16 protein-coding genes, 1 tRNA gene and 1 pseudogene are annotated in these 22,827 nt (G+C 67.2%); 14 read left to right on the top strand and 4 right to left on the bottom strand.

Annotation, left to right across the window (positions count from 1 at the left end; genetic code table 11):
- The first annotated feature begins 5 nt into the window (after positions 1-5).
- From ACFQDH_RS03630 to ACFQDH_RS03605, 6 genes are all read left to right on the top strand, one after another.
- Positions 6-1,067: an aspartate-semialdehyde dehydrogenase gene (locus ACFQDH_RS03630; RefSeq protein ID WP_382398559.1), complete on the top strand. Its 1,062-nt coding sequence runs from the start codon at positions 6-8 to the stop codon at positions 1,065-1,067.
- Between the two features lie 234 nt (positions 1,068-1,301).
- On the top strand, positions 1,302-2,750 hold the full coding sequence (locus tag ACFQDH_RS03625; RefSeq protein ID WP_382398557.1) for an ABC transporter substrate-binding protein/permease: 1,449 nt from the start codon (positions 1,302-1,304) through the stop codon (positions 2,748-2,750).
- Positions 2,747-3,589, top strand: a complete 843-nt coding sequence (locus ACFQDH_RS03620) for an amino acid ABC transporter ATP-binding protein (RefSeq protein ID WP_382398555.1) — start codon at positions 2,747-2,749, stop codon at positions 3,587-3,589. The genes ACFQDH_RS03625 and ACFQDH_RS03620 overlap by 4 nt, the downstream gene beginning before the upstream one ends.
- A 108-nt stretch (positions 3,590-3,697) precedes the next feature.
- Positions 3,698-4,666: a DUF2332 family protein gene (locus ACFQDH_RS03615; RefSeq protein WP_382398553.1), complete on the top strand. Its 969-nt coding sequence runs from the start codon at positions 3,698-3,700 to the stop codon at positions 4,664-4,666.
- Between the two features lie 141 nt (positions 4,667-4,807).
- Positions 4,808-6,337 (top strand): AMP-binding protein, encoded by a 1,530-nt coding sequence (locus ACFQDH_RS03610; protein ID WP_382398551.1) that lies wholly within the window; start codon positions 4,808-4,810, stop codon positions 6,335-6,337.
- Positions 6,337-7,704: an alpha-hydroxy-acid oxidizing protein gene (locus tag ACFQDH_RS03605; RefSeq protein ID WP_382398549.1), complete on the top strand. Its 1,368-nt coding sequence runs from the start codon at positions 6,337-6,339 to the stop codon at positions 7,702-7,704. Before ACFQDH_RS03610 ends, ACFQDH_RS03605 begins: the two co-directional genes overlap by 1 nt.
- Positions 7,705-7,707: 3 nt before the next feature.
- On the opposite strand, the gene ACFQDH_RS03600 is transcribed toward ACFQDH_RS03605, so the two are convergent.
- The gene (locus ACFQDH_RS03600; protein ID WP_382398547.1) at positions 7,708-8,253 is read right to left on the bottom strand and encodes a cysteine hydrolase family protein; all 546 of its coding nucleotides are present in this window, start codon (positions 8,251-8,253) and stop codon (positions 7,708-7,710) included.
- A gap of 4 nt (positions 8,254-8,257) precedes the next feature.
- Complete coding sequence (locus tag ACFQDH_RS03595) at positions 8,258-9,772, bottom strand: purine-cytosine permease family protein (protein WP_382398545.1); 1,515 nt, start codon at positions 9,770-9,772, stop codon at positions 8,258-8,260.
- A 116-nt stretch (positions 9,773-9,888) separates the two neighbouring features.
- Between ACFQDH_RS03595 and ACFQDH_RS03590 the strand changes: the two genes are divergently transcribed.
- The 4 genes and pseudogenes from ACFQDH_RS03590 (at position 9,889) to nrfD (ending at position 16,430) form a co-directional block, all read left to right on the top strand.
- Positions 9,889-10,974 (top strand): LLM class flavin-dependent oxidoreductase, encoded by a 1,086-nt coding sequence (locus ACFQDH_RS03590; protein WP_382398543.1) that lies wholly within the window; start codon positions 9,889-9,891, stop codon positions 10,972-10,974.
- Between the two features lie 9 nt (positions 10,975-10,983).
- On the top strand, positions 10,984-14,256 hold the full coding sequence (gene fdh / locus ACFQDH_RS03585) for a formate dehydrogenase (protein WP_382398541.1): 3,273 nt from the start codon (positions 10,984-10,986) through the stop codon (positions 14,254-14,256).
- A pseudogene (locus ACFQDH_RS03580) lies at positions 14,249-15,342 on the top strand (4Fe-4S dicluster domain-containing protein). Before fdh ends, ACFQDH_RS03580 begins: the two are co-directional and overlap by 8 nt.
- On the top strand, positions 15,339-16,430 hold the full coding sequence (nrfD, locus tag ACFQDH_RS03575; protein ID WP_382398539.1) for an NrfD/PsrC family molybdoenzyme membrane anchor subunit: 1,092 nt from the start codon (positions 15,339-15,341) through the stop codon (positions 16,428-16,430). Before ACFQDH_RS03580 ends, nrfD begins: the two are co-directional and overlap by 4 nt.
- A gap of 45 nt (positions 16,431-16,475) precedes the next feature.
- Here the strand turns inward: nrfD and selD are convergent, their stop codons facing one another.
- Positions 16,476-17,465, bottom strand: a complete 990-nt coding sequence (gene selD, locus ACFQDH_RS03570; protein WP_382398537.1) for a selenide, water dikinase SelD — start codon at positions 17,463-17,465, stop codon at positions 16,476-16,478.
- A 37-nt stretch (positions 17,466-17,502) separates the two neighbouring features.
- Between selD and ACFQDH_RS03565 the strand changes: the two genes are divergently transcribed.
- The 3 genes from ACFQDH_RS03565 to selB all read left to right on the top strand — a co-directional run bounded on the left by ACFQDH_RS03565 (position 17,503) and on the right by selB (position 20,784).
- Positions 17,503-17,598, top strand: a tRNA-Sec gene (locus ACFQDH_RS03565).
- Between the two features lie 29 nt (positions 17,599-17,627).
- On the top strand, positions 17,628-18,971 hold the full coding sequence (gene selA, locus ACFQDH_RS03560; protein WP_382398535.1) for an L-seryl-tRNA(Sec) selenium transferase: 1,344 nt from the start codon (positions 17,628-17,630) through the stop codon (positions 18,969-18,971).
- A 13-nt stretch (positions 18,972-18,984) separates the two neighbouring features.
- Positions 18,985-20,784, top strand: a complete 1,800-nt coding sequence (selB, locus tag ACFQDH_RS03555) for a selenocysteine-specific translation elongation factor (RefSeq protein ID WP_382398533.1) — start codon at positions 18,985-18,987, stop codon at positions 20,782-20,784.
- Positions 20,785-20,796: 12 nt separating this feature from the next.
- Here the strand turns inward: selB and ACFQDH_RS03550 are convergent, their stop codons facing one another.
- On the bottom strand, positions 20,797-22,257 hold the full coding sequence (locus ACFQDH_RS03550; protein ID WP_382398531.1) for an MFS transporter: 1,461 nt from the start codon (positions 22,255-22,257) through the stop codon (positions 20,797-20,799).
- A 65-nt stretch (positions 22,258-22,322) separates the two neighbouring features.
- On the opposite strand from ACFQDH_RS03550, the gene ACFQDH_RS03545 reads away from it, so the two are divergent.
- Complete coding sequence (locus ACFQDH_RS03545) at positions 22,323-22,817, top strand: MarR family transcriptional regulator (protein WP_382398529.1); 495 nt, start codon at positions 22,323-22,325, stop codon at positions 22,815-22,817.
- Positions 22,818-22,827 lie beyond the last annotated feature (10 nt).

The following is a 22,827-nucleotide window of genomic DNA, read 5'->3' as shown; positions in this document are numbered from 1 at the left end:
CAGCAATGCGTGATGACAAGCCCACCTTGGCGGTCGTCGGCGCGACGGGTGTCGTCGGCCGGTCGTTGCTGTCGCTGTTGCCGACCCGCGAAGACATGTGGGGCGAGATCCGACCGCTCGCGTCGGGACGGTCTGTCGGGGAGCGTTTGTCCATCCTCGGCCAGGATGCCGTCGTCCGGGAGCTGAGCGCCACCGCGTTCGACGGCGCCGATGTCGTGGTCATGGCCGTGCCCGCCCAGGTGTCGGCGCAATGGACGCCGATCGCTGTTGGTGCCGGTGCGGTAGTGATCGACAACTCCGGCCACTTCGCCGCGGAGCCGGATGTGCCACTTGTGGTGCCGGAGATCAATCCCGACGCCGCCCGTCAGCCCGCGGCGGGCATCATCGCCAGCCCGAGTGCGGCGACCCTGATGATGGTCGGCGCGCTGCACTCGTTACACAGCTCATGGCAGCTCACCTCCGTCGTCGCGACGACCTTCCAGGCAGTCACCGACGCGGGTGTCGCAGGCGCCCTGCGCTTGTATGACGAAACCATGGAGCTGGCCGGTAACCAGAGCGTCGGGCAGTCGCCGGGGGACGTGCGCCGGATGCTGTCGGACCTGGGAGAGTCACCGTTCCCGGCGCCGGTGGCCTTCAACGTGATTCCGTGGGTCGGCGGCGAGGCGGAGGACGGTGCGACCGACTCCGAGGTGACGGTGCGTGAGGAGTTGCGCACCCTGCTGCGGGTGTCCCATCTGCCGGTGGCCGTGACCTGTGTGCAGGTGCCGGTGGTGCGGACACACTCGGTGTCGATCCACGCGACCTTCGCGACCGACACCGACCGTAACGACGCCGTTCGGGTGCTGACCGAGTCGTCGAACTCCGTTGTGGTGCTTGATGATTCGGCGGCATCGCTCGACGACGCATGGCCGACACCGGTCGACGTCGTCGGTGCCGACCCGATCTTCGCCGGCCGGGTCCGGCGGATCGACGGCTTCCCCAACGCGATCGAGCTGTTCATCTGCGCGGACAACCTGCGCAAGGGATCGGCACTCAACGCGCTGCAGATCGCCGAACTCACGGTTTAGCTTCACCCGACGATGGGCCCTTACACTTTCGCAGTGCATAAGGTCCGGTTATCGTTCACCCCACGAAGTTCTCCCCCGCTCCGTCACCCCACGAAGTTGTCCCCCGCTCCGTCACCCCACGAAGTTCTCCCCCGCTCCGCTCCTCCGATACTTCGTGGGGACCCCGACCCGCTCCTCCGATACTTCGTGGGGACCCCGACACGCTCCTCCGATACTTCGCGGGGACCCCGAAGTATGGCTCGTGTCGCGGTCGTGTTGGCGACGCTCTTCCTGCTCGGCGGGGCGTTCCTCGCCCCTTCCGCGCATGCTGCCCCGGACAACGCACGTCCGCCCGGGCTGCCGTCGACGCTGCGGGTAGGGACCGAGGGCGTCTACCCGCCGTTCAGTTATCACGATTCGTCCGGGAACCTCACCGGGTATGACGTCGACCTGATCACGCAGATCGGCAGACGCCTCGGCGTGAAGATCCAATTCGTCCAGACGCCATGGGATTCGATGTTCTCGGCGCTGGAGGCGAACCGGATCGACCTGGTCGCCAACGAGGTCACCCTCAACCCGGAGCGCAAGGCGAAGTACGACCTGTCCGCGCCATACATCACGACGACCGGGGTGGTCGTGGTGAAGTCGTCCAACAGCTCCATCAAGGTACTGAAGGACCTCAAGGGCAAGAAGGCGGCCGAGAACACCACCAGCAACTGGGCGGCGACGGCGAAGCAGGCCGGGGCTCAGGTCGTGTCGGTGACCGCGATGGACAAGGCCGTTGCGGCCCTGACCGACGGTCGCGTCGACGCCATGGTCAACGATCAGCTCGCGGTGAAGAACTACCTCAACACCACCGGTAACAAGGGCGTGAAGATCGTCGCCACGACCAACGACAAGAGCGAGTCGGTCTTCGCCGCACGCCAGGGCAGTGGTTACATGCCGGCGATCAACAAGGAGATCGCGGCGATGCGCACGGACGGCTCGCTGCAGAAGATCTACGACAAGTATTTCGCAGCGGGCGCGGAGAAGAAGTCGACGACAAGCGACTGGCAGCTGGTGAAGGACAACGCGTGGCCGATGCTGAAGGCGACGATCAAGACAACGATCCCGCTGACCGCGATCAGCTTCGTGCTGGGCCTGATCCTCGCAGTGGGCGTCGCGTTGCTCCGTCGCTCGACGGTGGTGGTGCTGTCCTGGCTGGCTCGCCTCTACATCTCGATCATTCGCGGCACGCCGTTGCTCGTGCAGCTGGTGATCGTCTTCTACGCACTGCCGCAGGCGGGCGTTAAGTTCAGCTCGTTCTGGTCGGCGGTGATCGCGCTGAGCCTCAACGTGGGCGGGTATGGCGCAGAGGTCGTCCGCTCGGCCATCTCGTCGGTGCCCAAGGGGCAGTGGGAGGCTGCCGAAACGATCGGCATGCGGTATCGCACGTCCTTGCGGCGCATCGTCCTGCCGCAAGCCGCACGCATCGCGGTGCCGCCGCTCGGCAACACCCTGGTGTCCCTGGTCAAGGACACCTCGCTCACCTCGATCATCCTGGTGCCCGAGCTCTTCCAGAAGGCTCAGGATGCGGCGGCCCCGACATACAGCTATCTGGCGCTGTACTGCGCGGCGGCCGTCTATTACTGGGTGATCTGCTTCGTCCTGAATGCGGGCCAGGGCCGCCTCGAGAACCAGCTGAACAGGTATGTCGCACTATGAGCAAAACCCCACGAAGTTCTCCCCCGCTTCGCTCCTCCGATACTTCGCGGGGGCCCCGACGCGAACTATTGGTGGAATCTACCTCGCTGGCCAAGAAGTTCGGTGACCACGAGGTGATCAAGGACATCTCGTTCGCCGTCGAGAAGGGCTCGGTGACGGTGGTCATCGGGCCGTCCGGGTCCGGCAAGACGACCTTGCTGCGCGGGCTCAACGCACTGGAGCGTCCGGACAGCGGAGTCGTCCGGATCGGTGACGTGAGCGTCGATTTCGCGACCGTGCACGCATCGAAGCGCGGGCGGCTGAGCGGGTCGGACCGCGAGCTGATCCGTCGCTATCAAGCCCGAAGTGGGATGGTCTTCCAAAGTCACAACCTCTTTCCGCACCGCACCGCGCTGCAGAATGTCACCGAAGGCCCGATCGTCGTCCAGGGGCAGTCGGCGAGCGAGGCTCGTGACAATGCGCGTGACCTGTTGGCAAAGGTCGGGCTGGCCGACCACGTCGACAAATACCCGTCGCAGCTGTCCGGTGGCCAGCAGCAGCGGGTGGGCATCGCGCGGGCCCTCGCGCTCGAGCCGGACCTGCTGCTCTTCGACGAACCCACCTCGGCCCTCGACCCGGAGCTCGTCGGTGGCGTCCTCGACGTCATCCGCGACCTTGCCGCCGAGGGCAGGACAATGGTGCTGGTGACCCACGAGATCCGCTTCGCGCGCGACGTCGCCGATCAGGTGCTCTTCATCGACGGCGGTGTGGTTGTCGAGCGCGGTACGCCGGCCCGGGTCATCGACCAGCCCGAAGTGGAGCGCACTCGCACCTTCCTGCACCGTCTGCTGGAGGTATGACGATCGGTGGCCTAGGAGCGGTGAGGTACGAGCCGCGTCTCGAGGTCCGAGCCACGGTCCCGTGACGTCATTCGGCAGGGTCTGCGGGTCGGTTAGATTGACGGAACCATGACAGATGTTGCCGACTGCCGCGCCGCGTTCGCCGCTGCTGCTGAGGTGTTCTCGGGGCCGCTCTACCGGCACTGGTGCGCGGTCGCCGGCGCCGAAACCGGGCCTGACGATCGGACCTTCACAGCCTTCTCGTCATACGGTCTGGACTTCGCGAACTGGCAGTCAGCGCAGCGGTTGTTGCGCGCGACCAGCGAGGAGCTGCGGTCCCTCGGGCTGGGTCGCCCGCTCGCGGAGTACTTCCCGGTGCTGAACGGCACGCTGCCGCCGGACGGCCGCTCCTATCAGCTCTGGACGGAGCTGCTGCGCGATCGGCGCGGGACCATCGGGCGACGCCTGCAGGAGCGGCCGCTGCCGCTCAATGACCCGCAGGCCGGGGTGCGGATGCTGCGAGTGGTCACCGAACACCTCCAGTCGGTGTATGCCGAGCCGGTGACCATCGACCTCGTCGCGGTCGGCGCGGCGGCCGGTCTGGAACTGGTGGCAGACGCGTTCGAGCCGGATCTGCTTGCGGGACAACACGTTGCGTCGCGACGGGGCTACGACCTGTATCCATTGCATCCGCCCGAGAACGGCACCCTCGACCGGATGCTCTCCCAGCTCGAGCCGGAGCAGGTCGCAGCCCAGTCACGAGTGCGGCGGGCCGCACGATTGGTCGGTGAGCAGGACATCGTCGTGTCGCGCCGCGACGCCTTCGACATCGTGGCGGCTGAAGGCTTCGGATTCGGCCGGCTGCCAGTGGTTTTCGGTTCGTCCTTCCTGTGCATGGTCGACGACCGACGGAAGATGGACGAGCTGATGCGTGCCCGGCACGCGGAGGGTATCTGGGTTTCGGAGGAATCCGTCGGTGTGCTTCGAGCGGTGAGTGACGCAATCGCGCTGCGCGACGCCGAGCCGATGACCCGCGCGATCCGGCTGGCCCATTACCGGGCCGGTGAGTTGCTGGCCGAGGTCGTGCAGTTCTCCTAATGCGGGTCGAGTAGCCGGTGAGGTACGAGCCGGCGTATCGAGACCACGCCTCGCCGAATCGCGCCTGTTCGCGTCGTTTCCTGGCGGCATACAGCTGTAGTTGCCAGAATGGCGGCACTGCGACTGAGTTGGAGGCTGCCCATGGAATTCCCGCTGATCGTCCGTGATTTCCTCGAACGCGCCGAGACGGTCTATGGCGACCGTCTCGCGGTCGTGGACGAGCCCGACCAGCCCGCGTCGCCCTTCGACGGCGGCTCGATCACCTACCGCCGGATGGCGCAGCTGGCGCGAAGTCAGGCGGTCGGGCTCGATGCGATGGGCGTACCCGTCGGGGGCCGGGTTGCCGTGGTCTCCCACAACAGCGCGCGACTGCTGACGTCGTTCTACGGCGTCAGCGGCTACGGACGCATTCTGGTGCCGGTCAATTTCCGTTTGTCGGTGCCCGAGGTGCAGTACATCGTCCAGCACTCCGGTGCCGAGGTGCTGATGGTCGACCCCGAGCTGCAGCAGCTGCTCGATGACGTGGAGTGCGAGCGGAAATTCGTCCTCGGCGAGTCCGACGACGAGGTCTGGGGATCGACCGAGGAGCCCCGGCCGTGGGCGGGCGACGAGCACGCGACCGCAACGATCAACTACACCTCCGGCACCACCGCACGCCCGAAGGGCGTGCAGCTGACCCACCGCAACAACTGGCTCAACGCGACCGTGTTCGGTTGGCAGGCAACGGTTTCCGACGAGGACGTCTACCTGCACACGCTGCCGATGTTTCACGCGAACGGTTGGGGGATGCCCTTCGCGGTCACCGGCATGGGCGGCAAGCACATCGTGTTGCGCAAGGTCGACGGCACCGAGATCCTGCGCCGGGTGGAGAAGCACGGAGTGACGCTGATGTGTGCCGCCCCCGCCGTGGTGGCCGCAGCGCTCGACGCAGCGCAGACGTGGGACGGTGCCATCCCCGGTCGCGACCGCACCCGCATCGTGGTTGCCGGTGCGCCGCCACCGACCCGAACGATCGAGCGGGTCAGAGAGGAACTCGGCTGGGAGTTCATCCAGATCTACGGTCTCACCGAGACGGCGCCGCTACTCACGATGAGCCGGATGCGCTCGGAGTGGGAGGACCTGTCGCCGACCGACCAGGCGCGCAAGCTCGGCCGGGCAGGCTATCCCGCAGTCGGTGTTCGTATGACGGTCGACGAGACCGGGGAGGCGCTCTTCCAGACCAACCACAACCTCGAGGCCTACTGGGAAAATCCGGAGGCGACGTCAGCAGCGTTGGCGGGCAACTGGTTTCACACCGGAGACGGCGGCGTGATCGACGATGGCGCTCTGGTGATCCTGGATCGGAAGAAGGACGTGATCATCTCCGGTGGTGAGAACGTCTCCTCCATCGAGGTCGAAGACGTGCTCATGTCGCACCCCTCAGTGCGGGAAGTGGCGGTGATCGGCATACCCGACGAGAAGTGGGGTGAGCTGGTGACCGCTCTGGTCGTGTCCGACGGTGAGGTGACCGAGGAGGAACTGATCGCGCACGCGAGGGCGTCGCTGGCCGGCTACAAGACGCCGAAGCGCATCGAGTTCCGGGACGAGTTGGCCCGGACCGCGACCGGTAAGCTGCAGAAATTCAAGCTGCGCCAACCGTTCTGGGCCGCCGACGGCAAGCAGGTCAACTAGTGGTCCCTGCCGAGGGACTGGTCGGCATCGGGCGCGCGGTCCAGGGCGCCATCTACGCCGCCGGCGCGTACGGCCACAAGCCGAAGATGCCCGTGGAGCCTGCCGCCCTGTATGACGCAGCCCGCCGCCGGATGAGCCCGCAAGCGTGGTCGTATGTCGCGGGAAGCGCCGGCATGCAGCGCACTGATGCCGCGAATACTGCTGCGTTCGAACGCTTTCCGATAGTTCCACGGATGCTGCGGGACGTGGCGGATCGGTCCCTGGGAGTGACGCTCTTCGGGCACGACCTGCCGGCGCCGGTCCTCTTCGCCCCGATCGGCGTGTTGGAGATGGCGCACAAGGAGGCGGAGCTTGCCGTGGCGCAGGCCGCGCGATCGCTCGGACTGCCAATGGTGCTCTCCACGCAAGGCTCGGTGCCGATGGAGGAGACAGCGTCGGCGTTGGGTGCCAATCCGATGTGGTACCAGCTGTATTGGAGCAACAACGACGATCTCGCAAGGTCTCTGGTCAGTCGGGCCGAGAGGTCCGGCGCGCAGGCGATCGTCGTCACGCTCGACACACATTCGCTGGGCTGGCGAACCAAGGACCTCGACCTGGGCTACTTGCCGTTCGCACGCGGCGAGGGCATCGCGCAGTACCTCACCGACCCGGTCTTCCAGCAGCTGGTCCGCGACCGTGTGGCGGAAAAGCGCAGCGGAGATGCGGGTCGAGATGCCACCCAAGCTGGTCGAGTAGGCCGAGCCCCCAAGGGCGAGGCCGTATCGAGACCAAGCGCCGCAGAACTGCACCAGCGTCCCACGCCGACCGCCATACGCACGCTGATCTCGATCAGTCGCCATTATCCCGGGACCCTGCGCGACAACCTGCGCTCGCCGTTGCCACGTGCCGCCGTCGAGACCTTCCTGGATGTCTTCCCATGCCCAGCACTCACCTGGGGCGACCTGGCAAAACTGCGTGAGTGGACTCAGCTTCCCATTGTCCTCAAGGGAATTCAGTCCGTTGACGATGCGCAGTTGGCGCTCGAGCACGGTGTCGACGGCATCGTCGTCTCCAACCACGGCGGTCGCCAAGTGGATGGGGCGATCGGGTCTCTCGACGCGCTGGCCACGATCACGCCGGTTATGGGCGGGCGGCTCCCGGTTCTCTTCGACAGCGGCATCCGCAGCGGCGCCGACATCTTCAAGGCGCTGGCGCTCGGTGCCTCGGCCGTCCTGGTGGGCCGACCGTGGCTCTACGGACTCGCGCTGGACGGCGCGGCCGGTGCGCAAGCGGTCATGGAGCGGCTGCTCGCCGAACTCGACTTGACCATGGGGCTTTCCGGCGTCGCATCGATCGACCAGATCACCCGTGACTGCCTGGCGCAGTGACACTCAGGCGATGGTGATCTGCGGGCCGTAGAGCTCCATCGCGGCCAATGCCCGTGCGTGGTTCTCCGGTGTCGATCCGGCACACAGGTCTGACGCCACGCGGACGGTCGCACCCGCGTCGGCGGCGGCCAGTGCAGTCGACAGGACGCAACAGTCCGTCGACACCCCAGCGAGGGTCAATCGCGGTGTGGCGCCGACGATTTCGACCAGAGCCGGCCACTTGCCGAAGGTCGGCACTGTGACGACCGGGGCGACGTCAGCCAGAGCCGCGAGCTCCGGCACGATCGCGTAGAGCGGGTCGCCGTCCGGGACCTGCGCGAACGGCCAGGTCTCGTAATACGTCACCCAGGAGCCCTGCGGCGACGGGTCCGCGACGAACCTGGTGAAGACAACCCGGTCGCCATACCGCTCAATGGCCGCTCGGATTCGGGGGACCGTCTGTGCCCACATCGGCGAACCCCATTGCGAAGTCTGCGGATCGGCGAAGATCGCCTGCGCATCGATGACGACGAGCCAGTCGTGGCCAGACGAATCAGCCTGTGCCGACACCGGATCAGACCTTGGCCTGAGCAGGCTCGGCGCTCCGCGTCGGCAGTGACTCCTGACGCGCCACCTTCCCGCGCCTCAACAAGTATGCCGCCACGAACGACAGGATCAGCGCAATGATGACACCGACGTTCGCATAGGCCCAATCACCGCTCCACGAGGCGGTTTTCGCGTCATACGTGCCCATCCCGAGTGGATGCAGCAAGTAGCCCTGCCAGTTGTTCCACGAGGCGTCCTGCGCATAGTTGTTGACCACCAGCCCCCAGCCGATCACCGACGTGACGACCAGAATGCCGATCGAGGTCCAGTCCCAGGCGCCATACCGGCCGGTCGGATCGAAGAGATCGTCGTCGTCATACGACCGCTTGCGCAGCACGATGTCCGCGATCATGATGCCTGCCCACGACGCCAGCGGAACCCCGAGAGTGATGAGGAACGACTGGAACGGGCTGGCAAAGCTCTGGGCGACGAACACGACGTAAATCGTTCCGAGAGTGAGGATTACGCCATCGACCAACGCGGCCGTCGGACGCGGGATCCGCACGCCGAGCGAGAGCAGGGTGAGCCCCGAGGAGTAGATGCCGAGCACTGCGCCACTGACCAGCGACAGGATCGCGGCGACGAGGAACGGCACCAGGAACCAGGTGGGCAGGATCTCGGCGAGCGCACCGATCGGGTTGTCCAGGACACCCGTCGCGACCTGCTTGTCCGATCCGGCGAGCAGCAGGCCGAAGATCACCAGGACGACCGGCGCGATCGCGCCGCCGAAGGTGTTCCAGGCGACGATCTGACCGCCGGAGGCGTCGCGTCGCTGGTAGCGCGACCAATCCGCGGCGATGTTGATCCAGCCCAGACCGAAGCCGGTCATCACCATGACCAGCGCGCCGACCGTCTGTTGCCAGCTCCCGGACGGCATGGCCGTGATCTTCGACCAGTGGATGTGCGACGCGGCGACGACCATGAAGACGATGGTGATGATGCCGGTGATCCAGGTCAGCCAGGACTGCAGCCGCATGATGATGTGATAGCCGGCCACCGAGGCGAGCACGACGAGCGCAGCGACGACGATGCACGCGATGATCTTGGTCGTGGTGCCGCCGCCCCAGCCGAGCTTGTGCATGACGGTCGCGGTGGCCAGCGTCGCGTTGATCGTCAGGAACGTCTCCCAGCCGATCGACGTCAGCCAGCTGATCACGCCCGGGACCTTTTGACCCGTGACCCCGAACGCCGCGCGCGACAGGATCATCGTCGGTGCCGAGCCACGCTTGCCGGCCAGCGCGATGACCCCGCAGAGCGCGAAGCTCAGCACAACGCCGACGGTGACGACCACAACCGACTGCCAGAACGAGATCCCGAAGCCGAGCACGAATGCCGCGTAGGAGATGCCGAAGACGGACACGTTCGCCGCGAACCACGGCCAGAACAGATCGCGAGGCTGCGCGGTCCGCTCGGACTCCTCGATGATCTCGATGCCGGTCGTTTCGACGCCGAGGCGTCGCACTTCCTGCTGCGTTTCGCTCATTTCGAGAGCATGGCAGATTCGCGGGTGCGAGGTACCCGGTTATTTGCGTCGTTCCGCGGCCGGGAGCGGGTATGGCGATCGGGAACACCCGCCGCTGTCGGATTGTTCAAATTTGTATGAAAGCATTCGGTTTCCTCAGCTTCGGTCACTACGGGCGCGTGCAGGGGTCGCAGACGCCGGACGCTGCGAGCGCACTGAAACAGTCGCTGGAGATCGGGGTCGGGGCGGACGAGCTCGGTGTCAACGGCGCCTACTTCCGGGTCCACCACTTCGAGCGACAACTTGCGTCGCCCATCCCGCTGCTGGCTTCGATCACCGCGCGTACCAAGCACATCGAGGTCGGCACCGGCGTTATCGACATGCGTTACGAGAACCCGTTGCAGCTCGCCGAGGAGCTGGGCGCGCTCGATCTGCTGAGTGATCAACGGCTCGCGATCGGCATCTCCCGCGGCTCGCCCGAGACCGCGCTGCGGGGTTACGAGGCGTTCGGATACACCGGCGCGCAGGACCCGAGGGGTGGCGACATCGCCCGGGAGAAGTTCGCGACGTTCCTCGACGCGATCGACGGTGTGGGCATGGTGGATGCCGACCCGCAGCGCGCCATACCCGGCACCCGACTGCGGATCGAGCCGCGCTCCGACGGCCTTCGCGATCGCATCTGGTGGGGCTCCGGATCACGCGAAACCGCTGAGTGGGTAGGCAAACTCGGCCTCAACATGATGTCGTCGACCCTGCTCACCGAGGCGAACGGTGCGTCCTTCGCCGACCTGCAGGCCGAGCAGATCGCGCGCTTCAGGACGGCGTATGTCGCCGCCGGGCACACCGGGCGACCGCGTGTCTCCGTCTCCCGCAGCATCTTCCCGATCGTCGACGAGCGCGACGCGGCATACTTCGGCGGTGCCCGTGACTCCGACCAGGTCGGCATCATCGACGGGTATCGGTCGACGTTCGGCAAGACCTACGCGGACGCGCCCGACAAGCTGATCGAGCAACTGCGCGGCGACGCGGCAGTAATGGACGCCGACACCGTGATGCTGACCATCCCGAACCAGCTCGGCGTCGACTACAACCTGCACGTGCTGCAGGCGTTCGCCGAGCACGTCGCGCCGGCGCTGGGCTGGCGGCCGAACACCGAGGGTCCCGTGGAGGGTGACCAGCCCGGCGCGCTCGATATCGCGATATCGCGCAGCGGTCGGGACTAAGGTTGGCGCGTGGGTCGATTCAGCGCGTTGGAGTGGCCGGTCTTCCGGCAGTTCCGCTCCGGGGACTACCTCGGACGCGGTCCCGCGGTCGAGTCCGCGAAGACGCGCACGACCCAGTCACGTAACGCGACCGCTGATCGGGTCGTCCAGAGCATCTGCCCCTATTGCGCGGTCGGTTGCGGGCAGCGGGTCTACGTCAAGGACGAGAAGGTCGTCCAGATCGAGGGCGACTCGGACTCGCCGGTGTCGCGCGGTCGGTTGTGCCCGAAGGGCGCCGCCAGCGAGCAACTCGTCAACGCGCCGGGCCGGCAGTATGACGTTCTCTATCGAGCGCCGCGTGCCACCGAGTGGCAGAAGCTGGACCGGGACACCGCGATCGACATGATTGCCGAGCGGTTCGTCCGCAGCCGCCGCAACACCTGGCAGGAGCGCGACGACGAAGGTCGGATCCTGCGGCGCACCATGGGTATTGCATCGCTCGGCGGTGCGACGCTGGACAACGAAGAGAACTACCTGATCAAGAAGCTCTTCACGGCGGCAGGTGCCATCCAGATCGAGAACCAAGCCCGTATTTGACACTCCGCCACGGTTCCCAGTCTGGGAGCCTCCTTCGGGCGCGGCGGCGCCACCCAAACGCTCCAAGACATGGCCAACGCCGATTGCATCGTGCTGCAGGGCGGCAACATGGCCGAAGCGCACCCGGTCGGATTCCAGTGGGTTGCCGAGGCAAAAGCCCGTGGTGCCAAGGTGATTCACGTCGACCCGAGGTTCACGCGCACGTCAGCGGTCGCTGACAAGCACATCGCAATCCGGGCCGGCTCCGACGTGGCCCTGCTGGGCGCGCTCATCAACCATGTCCTCACCAACGACCTGTGGTTCAAGGACTACGTCGTCGCCTACACCAACGCCGCGACGCTGGTCGGTGATGACTTCCGCGACACCGAGGACCTCGGTGGGCTCTTCTCCGGATTCGACCCGGAGACAGGCAAATACGACCCGTCTTCGTGGGCCTATGCCCACGCTGATCCGGGCGAGCAACACGGCCATCCGGACTCGGCGCCGGGCGACGCCCTGGGCAGCGGTGGTCCACCGCTGCAGCACTCGGAGGTCGAGCGTGACGAAACGCTGCAGCACCCCCGGTCGGTCTTCCAGATCCTCAAGCGGCACTACTCCCGTTACACGCCGGAGATGGTGCAGGACGTGTGCGGGATCCCCACGGCGGATTTCGACTACCTGGCACGTGCGCTGACCGAGAACTCCGGACGTGATCGCACCTCGTGCTTCGCCTACGCGACCGGCTGGACGCAGCACACACTCGGCGCCCAATTCATCCGGACCGCTGCCGTGCTGCAGCTCTTGCTCGGCAATGTCGGCCGGCCCGGTGGCGGCATCATGGCACTGCGAGGACACGCCAGCATTCAGGGATCCACCGACATACCAACGCTTTTCAACTTGCTGCCGGGCTATCTGCCGATGCCGATGGCCGGCAACCACGACAACCTGCACGACTACCTCGCCTCGATCGGCACCAAGCAGCAGAAGGGCTTCTGGGCCAACTCCGACTCCTATTTCGTCAGTCTGATGAAGGCATACTTCGGGGACGCCGCGACCGCTGAGAACGACTGGTACTTCGACAGATTGCCCCGTATGACGGGCGCCCACGGCACCTACGAGACGGCGATGAACATGCTGGCGGACGAGGTCGAGGGCTACTTCGTGCTCGGCCAGAACCCTGCCGTCGGGTCGGCCAACGGCAAAATGCAGCGCGAGGGCATGCGACACCTCAAGTGGATGGTCGTGCGCGACCTCAGCCTGATCGAGAGCGCGACATGGTGGAAGGACTCACCGGAGGTCGAGTCTGGCCAGGTGCGCACCGAAGACATCGAGACCGAGGTCTTCTTCATGCCGGCGGCGACCCACGTCGAGAAGGCCGGTTCGTTCACCCAGACCCAGCGGATGCTGCAGTGGCGGCACCAGGCGGTGCAGCCGCCGGGTCAGTGCCAGAGCGAGATGGATTTCTTCTTCGAACTCGGCCGTCGTATCCGCGCACTGGTCGCCGCTTCGGGCGACGACCGGGACCGACCGTTGTTGGACCTGACCTGGGACTACCCGGTCGATGACGAAGGCAAACCGGACCCGGAGTCCGTGCTGCGGGAGATCAACGGCTATCGCACCACGGGCACTGGAGAGCGTGAATTGCTCTCCAGTTACACCGAACTCACCGCCGACGGGTCGACGTCGTCCGGTTGCTGGATCTACACCGGAGTGTTCGCGGACAACCAGAACAAGGCAGCCCGCCGCACACCGCACGGCGGGCCCGGCGTGAGTCAGTCGCAATGGGGATGGGCCTGGCCGTCGGACCGCCGGATTCTCTACAACCGGGCCTCCGCGGACCCCGACGGCAAGCCGTGGAGCGACCGCAAGAAATACATCTGGTGGGACGAGAACGACCAGAAGTGGGTCGGCGACGACGTCCCTGACTTCCCGGTCAACCGCGCGCCGCACAGCCGCCCCGATCCTGCTGTCGGTGGGCCGGCCGCCCTGGCCGGCGACGACCCGTTCATCATGCAAGCAGACGGCAAGGGTTGGCTCTTCGCGCCCAAGGGCCTCGTCGACGGCCCCTTGCCGACACACTACGAGGCACAGGAGTCGCCGGTCCGCAACGGTCTCTATCCGCAACAGCAGAGCCCCTCACGGCTGATCTACCCGCGCACCGACAACCTGTCGGCTCCGAGCGCCGGCGACCCAGGGGCAGAGGTCTACCCCTTCGTCTTCACCACCTATCGCCTCACCGAGCACCACACCGCCGGCGGCATGAGCCGGTGGCTGCCCTACCTGTCCGAGCTGCAGCCGGAGATGTTCTGCGAGGTGTCGCCGCAACTGGCTGCGGAGCGTGGGCTGGTCAACGAGGGCTGGGCGACGATCATCTCGCCGCGGGCGGTCATCGAGGCGCGGGTGTTGGTCACCGAGCGGATGAAGCCGCTGACAATCGGCGGTCGGGTCGTGCACCAGGTCGGCCTGCCTTATCACTGGGGAGTGGGCGATCACGCTCTGGTCACAGGTGATTCGGCGAACGACCTGATAGGTGTGACGCTCGATCCCAACGTGCAGATCCAGGAGTCGAAGGTCGGTTCGTGCGAGGTGATCGCCGGTCGGCGACCGCGAGGCCGGGACGCCGACGCGCTGCTTGCGTCATACAACGAACGTGCGGGGGTGACGGTGCAGACTGACAACCAGCGAGTCACCGATGCGCGCGAAGAGGAGGGAGCCGACGATGAGTAGCCAGTCTGTCTCCGGCTACGCCCGAGGCGCGTCCCATCAGTTCTCTGGCCCCACCGACCCGGTCGCCGATGCGCACTGGCCGACCGGTCCGGTGCGCAAGGGGTTCTTCACCGACACCTCGATCTGCATCGGCTGCAAGGCCTGCGAGGTTGCGTGCAAGGAGTGGAACCACAACCCGCGCGACGGTGACCTCGAGCTGACCGGCTGGTCCTACGACAACACGCAGTCGCTCGGCGCGAGCACCTGGCGGCATGTCGCGTTCATCGAGCAGGACCAGGAACGCATCCAGCAGGCACGCGAATCAGGCCGTCAACTGGTCGAACTCGGTATGCCGACCGTGCGCGGCCAAGCTGGTCGAGTGCCGGAGCAACACGCTGGTCGAGTGCCGGAGGAGCGCAGCGGGGAGGTGTATCGAGACCAGAGGCCTCGAGAGACACCGCGCCCCCGGATACACCCGAGTTCCGCTGGCTGATGGCGTCCGACGTGTGCAAGCACTGCACACACGCGGGCTGCCTGGATGTCTGCCCGACCGGAGCGCTCTTCCGCACCGAGTTCGGCTCGGTCGTCGTCCAGGACGACGTCTGCAACGGCTGTGGCACGTGCGTCGCGGGATGCCCCTTCGGCGTCATCGAGCGCCGCAGCGACGGCACGGCGGCGCCCACGACTCGCAGCGGCGAGAAGAAGGGCGAGCAGCCCGACGTGCCCAACAAGGGTGTCGCGCAGAAGTGCACCCTCTGCTACGACCGCCTGGTTGACGGTGAGACCCCGGCCTGTGCCAAGACCTGCCCGACGACCTCGATCAAGTTCGGCGATCATCCGGATCTCGTTGAAACTGCCCGTGATCGGGTCAAGCAGTTGCACGACCAGGGCATGACCGAGGCTCGGCTGTATGGCGCCAACGAGCTGGACGGCGTCGGTGGGACCGGTGCGATGTTCCTGCTGCTGGACGAGCCGGAGACCTATGGGCTGCCTCCGGACCCGCGCGTCCCGACAGCTGACCTGCGGGTGATGTTCAAGCGGGCCGGTATGGCGGGAGCCGGCATGCTCGCCGCTGCGGCGCTCGCGTTCGTCGGAGGCGGCCGGTGACGGTTTCCGACTTCGACCAGTTCCGCCCGCCCGAGCCCGAGCGCAGGGGGCGACGTTTCGGCAAGCTGCGCCGCAAGAAGCGGCCAGGACGCACCGACGGCACGGCCGAGATGCTGATGGTGCCCGAGGTGGAGTTCACCTCCTACTACGGCCGCGCCATCGTCAAGCCGCCGCCGTGGGGTCCGGAGATCGCCGCCTACCTGTTCCTCGGTGGCGTCGCGGGCGGATCCGGCCTGCTGGCCTACGGCGCACAACTCACCGGCCGAGAACTGTTGTGCCGCAACGCCCGTCTGGGTGCAATGGCAGCGGTGGGCATCGGCGGAGCTGCGTTGGTGAAGGACCTCGGCCGGCCGGACCGCTTCTACAACATGCTGCGCACCATCAAGCTGACGTCCCCGATGAGCGTGGGCTCGTGGATCCTTGCGGCATACAGCGGGGGCATGGGGCTGGCAGCGGCGTCCGAGGTCGACCGGCTGACCGGCGGGCGACTCCCGCTGGGCCCATTGCGGCGGGGCTTGACCGTGGTCGAGCCGGTCGCCGGGGCAGCGAGCGCATTGCTCTCACCACCGCTCGCGGCCTACACCGCAGTCCTGCTGTCGGACACGGCGAACCCGACCTGGAACGCCGCCCACCGCGATCTGCCCTTCGTCTTCGTCAGCTCGGCCAGCCTCGCCGCGGGTGGGCTGGCGATGGTCACCACGCCCACCCGGGAAACCGGCCCGGCTCGGGCGCTCGCGGTCATGGGGGTCGCCGGTGACCTGTTCGCAACGCGCTACATGGAGAGCCGGATGGATCCGGTGACGGTCGAGCCGCTGCACCAGGGGCGACCGGGCACGCTGATGCGTTGGAGCGAACGCCTCGCAGTCGCAGGTGGTCTCGGTGCACTGTTGCTCGGGCGCAACCGGGTCGCCGCCGCAGTGTCGGGAGTGGCGCTGCTTGGAGCATCGGCCTGCACGCGGTTCGGCGTACTCGAAGCCGGGATCGCCTCGGCCAAGGACCCGCGCTACACCGTGGTGCCACAACGCAACCGACTCAACAAGCGCCGCGCCGAAGGCATCACCGACGACTCGATCACCACCGCCAACTGAAACGCGTCCCGAAGTGCCGACGGTCGTGATGTCGGGACCGGTCAATCAGCGGACCTCGATGCCGGACCCGGCGACCGTGTGGCCGATGACCGGATAACCGGGGACCTCACCGACAACGAGCAATCCGCCGGAAGTCTGTGCGTCGGCCAGGAACAGCAGGTCGTCCTCGGTGATCGATGAGGAAGCGCGCAGGTGTGGCCGCACCCAGTCCAGGTTGCGACGCGTGCCTCCGGACACGTAACCGCCAGCCAGTGCATCGAGGGCTCCGTCCACAGCCGGAACTGCGGACCGCTCGAGGACAGCACCGATGCCGGACGCGCGGCACAGCTTGTGCAGGTGCCCGAGCAGGCCGAAGCCGGTGACGTCGGTCGCCGCGATGACACCGGCCGCCAACGTGTCACGGGCAGCGACATCGTTGAGCGCGGTCATCGACGCGATGGCTGCCTCGAAGGTTTCGCCGGTCTGCTTGTGCCGGTTGTTCAGCAGCCCGACACCGATCGGTTTGGTCAACGTCAGCGGTATGCTGGCAACCCCAGCGTCGTTGCGCAGCAGGCGATTCGGGTCTGCGATGCCGGTGACCGCCATACCGTATTTCGGCTCCGGGTCGTCGATCGTGTGGCCGCCGATAACCGGGCAACTTGCCTGCTTGCCGACGTCAAGGCCGCCGCGCAACACCTCGGTCATCAACTCCATCGGGAGCACGTCTCGTGGCCATCCGACCAGGTTGATCGCGACGACGGGGCGACCGCCCATCGCGTAGATGTCGGAGAGTGCATTCGCGGCCGCGATGCGCCCGAAGTCGTAGGCGTCGTCCACGACGGGCGTGAAGAAGTCCGCCGTCGACAGCACCGCGAGGTCCTCGCGAACCAGGACCGCGGCCGCGTCGTCCCCGTCATCGACACCCACGAGAACGTCCGGCCCTGCCTGCCCGGCCAGCCCGCGCACCGCGTCTTCCAGCTCTCCGGCCGGAATCTTGCAGGCGCAACCACCTCCGTGGGCATAGCCGGTGAGTCGGACTGTGTCGGTGCCGGTCATGTCTGCGAGCGTATGCCCGCCCGGTAGGTTGGCCCATGGAGGCGTCAGGGTTCCTGGTGGGCCCCCCGGTCTTCAAAACCGGTGAGGCCGAGCATCTCGGTCTGGCGGGTTCGATTCCCGTCCGTCTCCGCCAGCTTGTATGCCGTGACGCCGGAGGTGCCGATGAACTCGCAGGACCCGCGCCGTCGCATCCCGCGCACCGACACCCTCCTCGCGTCGCCGGTGGCGACTGCTGCGGTCGAACGACTTGGCTCGGCGGTGGTCCGTCGACTGGTGACGTCGGCCCAGGACCGAGCACGCCGCGGCGAGATCGAGCCGGACCGGGTGCCCGCGGTGCTCGCCGACTCACTGCAGCAGGTCCGGGCGACGCAGCTGCGGCCGGTGCTCAACGCCACCGGTGTCGTCATACACACCAACCTCGGACGTGCGCCACTGTCACCGGCAGCGATCGACGCGGTCCAGACGGCCGCGGGGTATGTCGACATCGAGCTCGACCTCGCGTCAGGGACCCGGTCCAAGCGGGGGCTTGCGGCCCGTGCTGCGCTCCTCGCCTGCTGCCGATCCGCCGAGGAAGCGTTGGTGGTGAACAACGGGGCGGCTGCCCTCGTGCTGGCGACTACCGCGCTCGCGGCAGGGCGCGAAATCGTCGTCAGCAGAGGCGAACTCATCGAGATCGGTGCCGGCTTTCGACTCCCGGACCTCATCGCATCGACAGGCGCTCGGCTGCACGAGGTCGGCACCACCAACCGAACCCATCTGCAGGACTACGAGGATGCGATCGGCCCGGACAACGGTGTGATCCTCAAGGTGCATCCCAGCAACTTCCGCGTCGACGGCTTCACCTCTGCGGTCTCCGTCGCCCAGTTGAGCGAGCTCGCCGCCCGGCGGGGTGTTCCGCTGGTCGTCGACCTCGGCAGCGGCCTCCTGCGTCCGGACCCGCTCATTCCCGATGAGCCTGATGCGGCCACGACGCTCGGCGCCGGAGCCGACGTCATCACCGCCAGCGGGGACAAACTGCTTGGTGGCCCGCAAGCCGGAATCATCTTGGGCCGCAAGGAAATCGTCGACCGTATGGCGAAACATCCCCTTGCCCGGGCGGTGCGTGCCGACAAGCTCGCCCTCGCAGCCTTGGAGGCGACGCTGACCGGAGCCGACGCTCCGGCGAGCCGGGCGCTGCACGCCGACCCGGACCGTCTCAAGGAACGCGCCGAAAGGTTGGCCGCGGCAGTCGGGGGAGAAGTGGTTGCGCATGACGGTCGCGTAGGTGGCGGCGGCGCGCCCGGTGTGCCACTCCCGGGCTGGGCGGTCTCGTTGCCTGCTGGTGTGGCGTCGGCGCTGCGCACCGGCGACCCAGCCGTGCTGCCACGGGTCCACGGAGGCCATTGCCTGATCGACCTGCGCTGCATCCCGGAGGCCGACGACGCACGGTTGACCGACGCGGTGGGCGCCGCCCTTGGCCGCCCGCAGCCGGCCGAGGAGGTCGTGAGGGACGAGCGACCGTCTTGAGGTCGCCAGTGACATGTATGTCGTAGCCACCGCCGGTCACGTCGACCACGGCAAGAGCACCCTGATCCGGTCGCTGACCGGCATCGAGCCGGACAGGTGGGCGGAGGAGAAGCGTCGCGGGTTGACCATCGACCTCGGATTCGCCTGGACCACAACGCCATCCGGCGCGGATGTCGCGTTCGTCGACGTGCCGGGGCACGAGCGGTTCCTCGGCAACATGCTGGCTGGCCTTGGCCCGGCGCCGGTCGTCTGTTTCGTCGTCGCCGCCGACGAGGGGTGGCGAGCGCAGTCCGCGGAGCACCGCGATGCGATCCGTGCGCTGGGCATCGAGCGCGGCGTCGTGGCGATCACCAGGGCCGATCTCGCGCCGGACCGGGTGGCGGCCGTCGGGGAGCAGACCCGTCACGAACTTGTCGACACCGGGCTGCGCGACGCGCCGATCGTTCCCGTCTCCGCGCGCACCGGGGACGGTGTTGTCGAGCTTGTGACCGCGTTGGACGAGGTTCTCAGCAGCGCGCCGAAACCATTGCTGGACAGTCGAATTCGACTCTGGGTCGATCGCTCCTTCACGATCAAGGGAGCCGGGACTGTGGTGACCGGCACCCTGGCCGCCGGGGCGCTGTCCACCGGTGACCGGCTCAGCCTGCTCGGAGCACACGAGCCGGTCGAGGTCTCCGTGCGCGGGCTGCAGCAACACGGGGGCTCCGTCGACACAGTCACCCCGGTCAGTCGGGTCGCGGTCAACCTGCGCGGCGTACCTGCTGACGCAGTCCACCGCGGCGATGCCCTCGTGACACCGCGGGCGTGGCAGTTGGCACGGTCGGTCGACGTACGCCGGGGGAGCGGACCCGCACTGTCCGACCTGCCCGAGCAGACAACCGTGCACCTCGGGACCCTCGCTGTCCCGGCCCGGTTACGTCCCTTCGGTGAAAATGCCGCACGGGTGACCTTCGAGCAGGCGGTCCCACTGGCGGTTCGCGACCGAATGATCCTGCGGGACAGCGGATCTCGACAACTTGCCGGAGTCCAAGCGATCGATGTCGACCCGCCTGCTCTTGCCCGACGCGGCGCCGGGCGCCGTCGCGGCGAGCAGCTTGCGACGTTGGTCTCGGGCGGCGACGTGCTGGTCGAGGTGACTCGTCGACGTGCGGTGTCACGTGCATATCTGGAGCATCTTGGCGTCGCAGTCCCTGAGACGCCGACCGCGGGCGTCGTGGTGCGGGGCGACTGGTTGATCGACGAAGGAGCGTTTGCCGAGTGGGCGAGCGCCCTGCGTGACACTGTCACCGCTGACAAGTCACGGAATCCGTTGTCAGCAGGTCTTTCTCGTGGTGCGGCGATAGACGCTCTTGAACTTCCGGACCCGGCCCTGCTGGATGTTGTGGCGGCGGCCGCCGGTGTGACGCAGCAGGACGCCGCGTTGACGCACGCGGGAGATGCGGACGATCTCGGCCCGGTCGAGAGTGCTGTCACGACCCTGGAAAATCGCCTGAGGGTGTCGCCCTTCGCCGCTCCGGAGGCTGACGAGCTGGCCGCGCTCGGCCTCGACAACCGTGCGCTGGCGGCGGCTGAGCGCGTCGGGCGGCTGATCCGCCTACGCGACGGCATCGTCCTGCTGCCGACCGCTCCCGCGCTGGCGATGCGCGAATTGTCCCGACTGCCAGAGGTATTCACCACGAGTGACGCGAGGGTTGCGCTGGGCACGACACGTCGTGTCGCCATACCCCTGCTCGAGCACCTGGATGAGCGCGGCTGGACCAGACGCGTCGACGCCGGTCACCGCACGGTGGTGCGGGCCGGCGTCGGCGGTTGAAGTTGTCGACCCTCAGGCCTCGGCGAGGGCGAGATCGTCTTGGGCAGGCACTGTGTCCTTCGGTCCGCGTCGAGTGACGGTCAACGCAATGGCGCCACCCACGAAAGCGGCGACCGCACCGACGAGGAAGCACAGCTTGAACGCGTCCGCCGACGGCAGTGCGGGAGTGCCCGGTTTCAGGATGATCGTCTGACTGGTCAGCAGGCTTGCCATCACTGCACCGGCGACCGTCGTGCCGATCGAGCGCATCACGGTGTTGATGCCGACTCCGGAGCCGGCTTCGGCCGGCGGGACGTTCTCCAGGATGAGGGTCGGCATGGCGGCATACCCGATGCCCACCCCGGCACAACTGACGCAGCTGGCGACGAGCAACTGCCAGGGCGCGTTCATCATGAAGAGCGCCAGCAGGTAGCCGACGCCGATCACGGCAGCACCGATCGCCAGGGTGAGTCGTGCGCCGACCGTCGTCATCAGCCGGCTGGAGACCGGAGCGAGGAACATCATCATCAGTCCGCCGGGAGCCATCCAGAGGCCGGCTTCCAGGATCGACTGGCCCAGGCCGTAGCCGGTCGCCTTCGGCATCTCGAGCAGTTGGGGCACGACGATGGATTGCGCCATCATCCCGAAGCCGATCAGCATGGCCGCGATGTTGGTCAGCAGCACAGGGCGGCGCGCGGTGGTGCGCAGGTCCACGAGCGGGTCCTGCTGACGCAACTCGTAGAGGCCGAAGAGCACGAGCACGACGAGTCCGCCGCCGATGCACAAGAGGGTGTTGGTCGACGCCCAGCCCCAGTCGTTGCCCTTGGAGACGCCGACCAGGGTGGCGACGAGACCGATCGCGAGGGCGACGGCACCGACGACATCGATGGAGGCCGGGTGTCCGTCCGACACGTTCGGGACCAGGACGGCGGTGGCGACGACCATGAGCGCCGCCAGCCCGGCGGAGACCCAGAAGAGCGCGTGCCAGTTGTAGTCCTGCGCGATCCACGCGGCGAGGGGTAGGCCGATCGCGCCGCCGACTCCCATGGTGGCGCTGAGGGTCGCGATCGCGGTCGCCGACATCTGTGGGGGAACGACCTCGCGCACCATGCTGATCGCGACGGGGATGAATCCCATTGCCATTCCTTGCAAGAAGCGTCCGCCGATCATCGGCCACACGGTGGTGGACAACGCGCAGACGATCGAGCCGATCACCAGGATGACCGAGGATCCGACGAGCACCCGCTGCTTGCCGATGATGTCGCCGAGCCGCCCGGCGACCGGCATGGCGACGCCGCCGCCGAGCAGTGTGGCGGTGACGACCCAGGACGTGTCGCTCGCGGATGCGTGCAGCAGCTGAGGGAGTTCAATCTGGATCGGCAGCACCAGCGTCTGCATCAGTGCGGCGCAGAGCGCGCCGAAGCAGAGCACGGCGATGATCAGCTGTGGTTTGACGGCGGTCGGAGCAGGCGGTGCGTCGGATGTCGTTTTCATGATCCCTCTTGTCGGCGTATATATGTATGGTGCATGCATACGAGGAGATCTGTCAAAGTACGGGTATGACGAACGACGTGCCGAGCCAGGACGGCCTACCGGCGGACCTGACCGCTTTTGCGCGCAACGCCGACGTGTTGCCGCAGCGTCGTGCCGCGGCGATCCTCCACGCATTCGATGTCGACCGTCGGGTGGTCGAGGCGGCAACGAGCCTGACAAGCGCCGAATTGCGTTTGCTGTGGCTACTTTCCGACGGGCGCGCGCGCACCCAGCGAGACATCTCGACCGAGCTGAGCCTCGAGCAGTCCACGGTCAACCGGCAGGTCAACGCCGCACTGCGGGCCGGCCACCTCGAGCGGCAGGCCGCGGGCTCGGGCGCCGCGATGCTCGTCGCGACGGCCGGCGGCCGGCAGCGTTACGAGGCCGACGTGGAGGCGTTGATGCAGTTGATGGGCACGGCTCTGGAGGCGCTCGGTGACGGCTCGGAGCAATTCCTGGTGTCGCTGGCGACCTTCGTCGAGGCCTATCGCGACGCGGCCGGCGGGCGCCCGGGTCGCTGAGGCGAGGCCC

The organism is Flexivirga alba, assembly GCF_042661025.1.
Taxonomy (GTDB): Bacteria; Actinomycetota; Actinomycetes; order Actinomycetales; family Dermatophilaceae; genus Flexivirga; species Flexivirga alba.
The sequence above is the reverse complement of the archived record's forward strand: the minus strand, read 5'-3'. Positions and strand labels throughout refer to the sequence as shown.

Bases quoted from the DNA above. Each gene is read 5' to 3' on its own strand.
- ACFQDH_RS03630 (WP_382398559.1), top strand. From the start codon at position 6: ATGCGTGATGACAAGCCCACCTTGGCGGTCGTCGGCGCGACGGGTGTC.
- ACFQDH_RS03625 (WP_382398557.1), top strand. From the start codon at position 1,302: ATGGCTCGTGTCGCGGTCGTGTTGGCGACGCTCTTCCTGCTCGGCGGG.
- ACFQDH_RS03620 (WP_382398555.1), top strand. From the start codon at position 2,747: ATGAGCAAAACCCCACGAAGTTCTCCCCCGCTTCGCTCCTCCGATACT.
- ACFQDH_RS03615 (WP_382398553.1), top strand. From the start codon at position 3,698: ATGACAGATGTTGCCGACTGCCGCGCCGCGTTCGCCGCTGCTGCTGAG.
- ACFQDH_RS03610 (WP_382398551.1), top strand. From the start codon at position 4,808: ATGGAATTCCCGCTGATCGTCCGTGATTTCCTCGAACGCGCCGAGACG.
- ACFQDH_RS03595 (WP_382398545.1), bottom strand. From the start codon at position 9,772: ATGAGCGAAACGCAGCAGGAAGTGCGACGCCTCGGCGTCGAAACGACC.
- ACFQDH_RS03590 (WP_382398543.1), top strand. From the start codon at position 9,889: ATGAAAGCATTCGGTTTCCTCAGCTTCGGTCACTACGGGCGCGTGCAG.
- selD (WP_382398537.1), bottom strand. From the start codon at position 17,465: ATGACCGGCACCGACACAGTCCGACTCACCGGCTATGCCCACGGAGGT.
- selA (WP_382398535.1), top strand. From the start codon at position 17,628: ATGAACTCGCAGGACCCGCGCCGTCGCATCCCGCGCACCGACACCCTC.
- selB (WP_382398533.1), top strand. From the start codon at position 18,985: ATGTATGTCGTAGCCACCGCCGGTCACGTCGACCACGGCAAGAGCACC.
- ACFQDH_RS03550 (WP_382398531.1), bottom strand. From the start codon at position 22,257: ATGAAAACGACATCCGACGCACCGCCTGCTCCGACCGCCGTCAAACCA.
- ACFQDH_RS03545 (WP_382398529.1), top strand. From the start codon at position 22,323: ATGACGAACGACGTGCCGAGCCAGGACGGCCTACCGGCGGACCTGACC.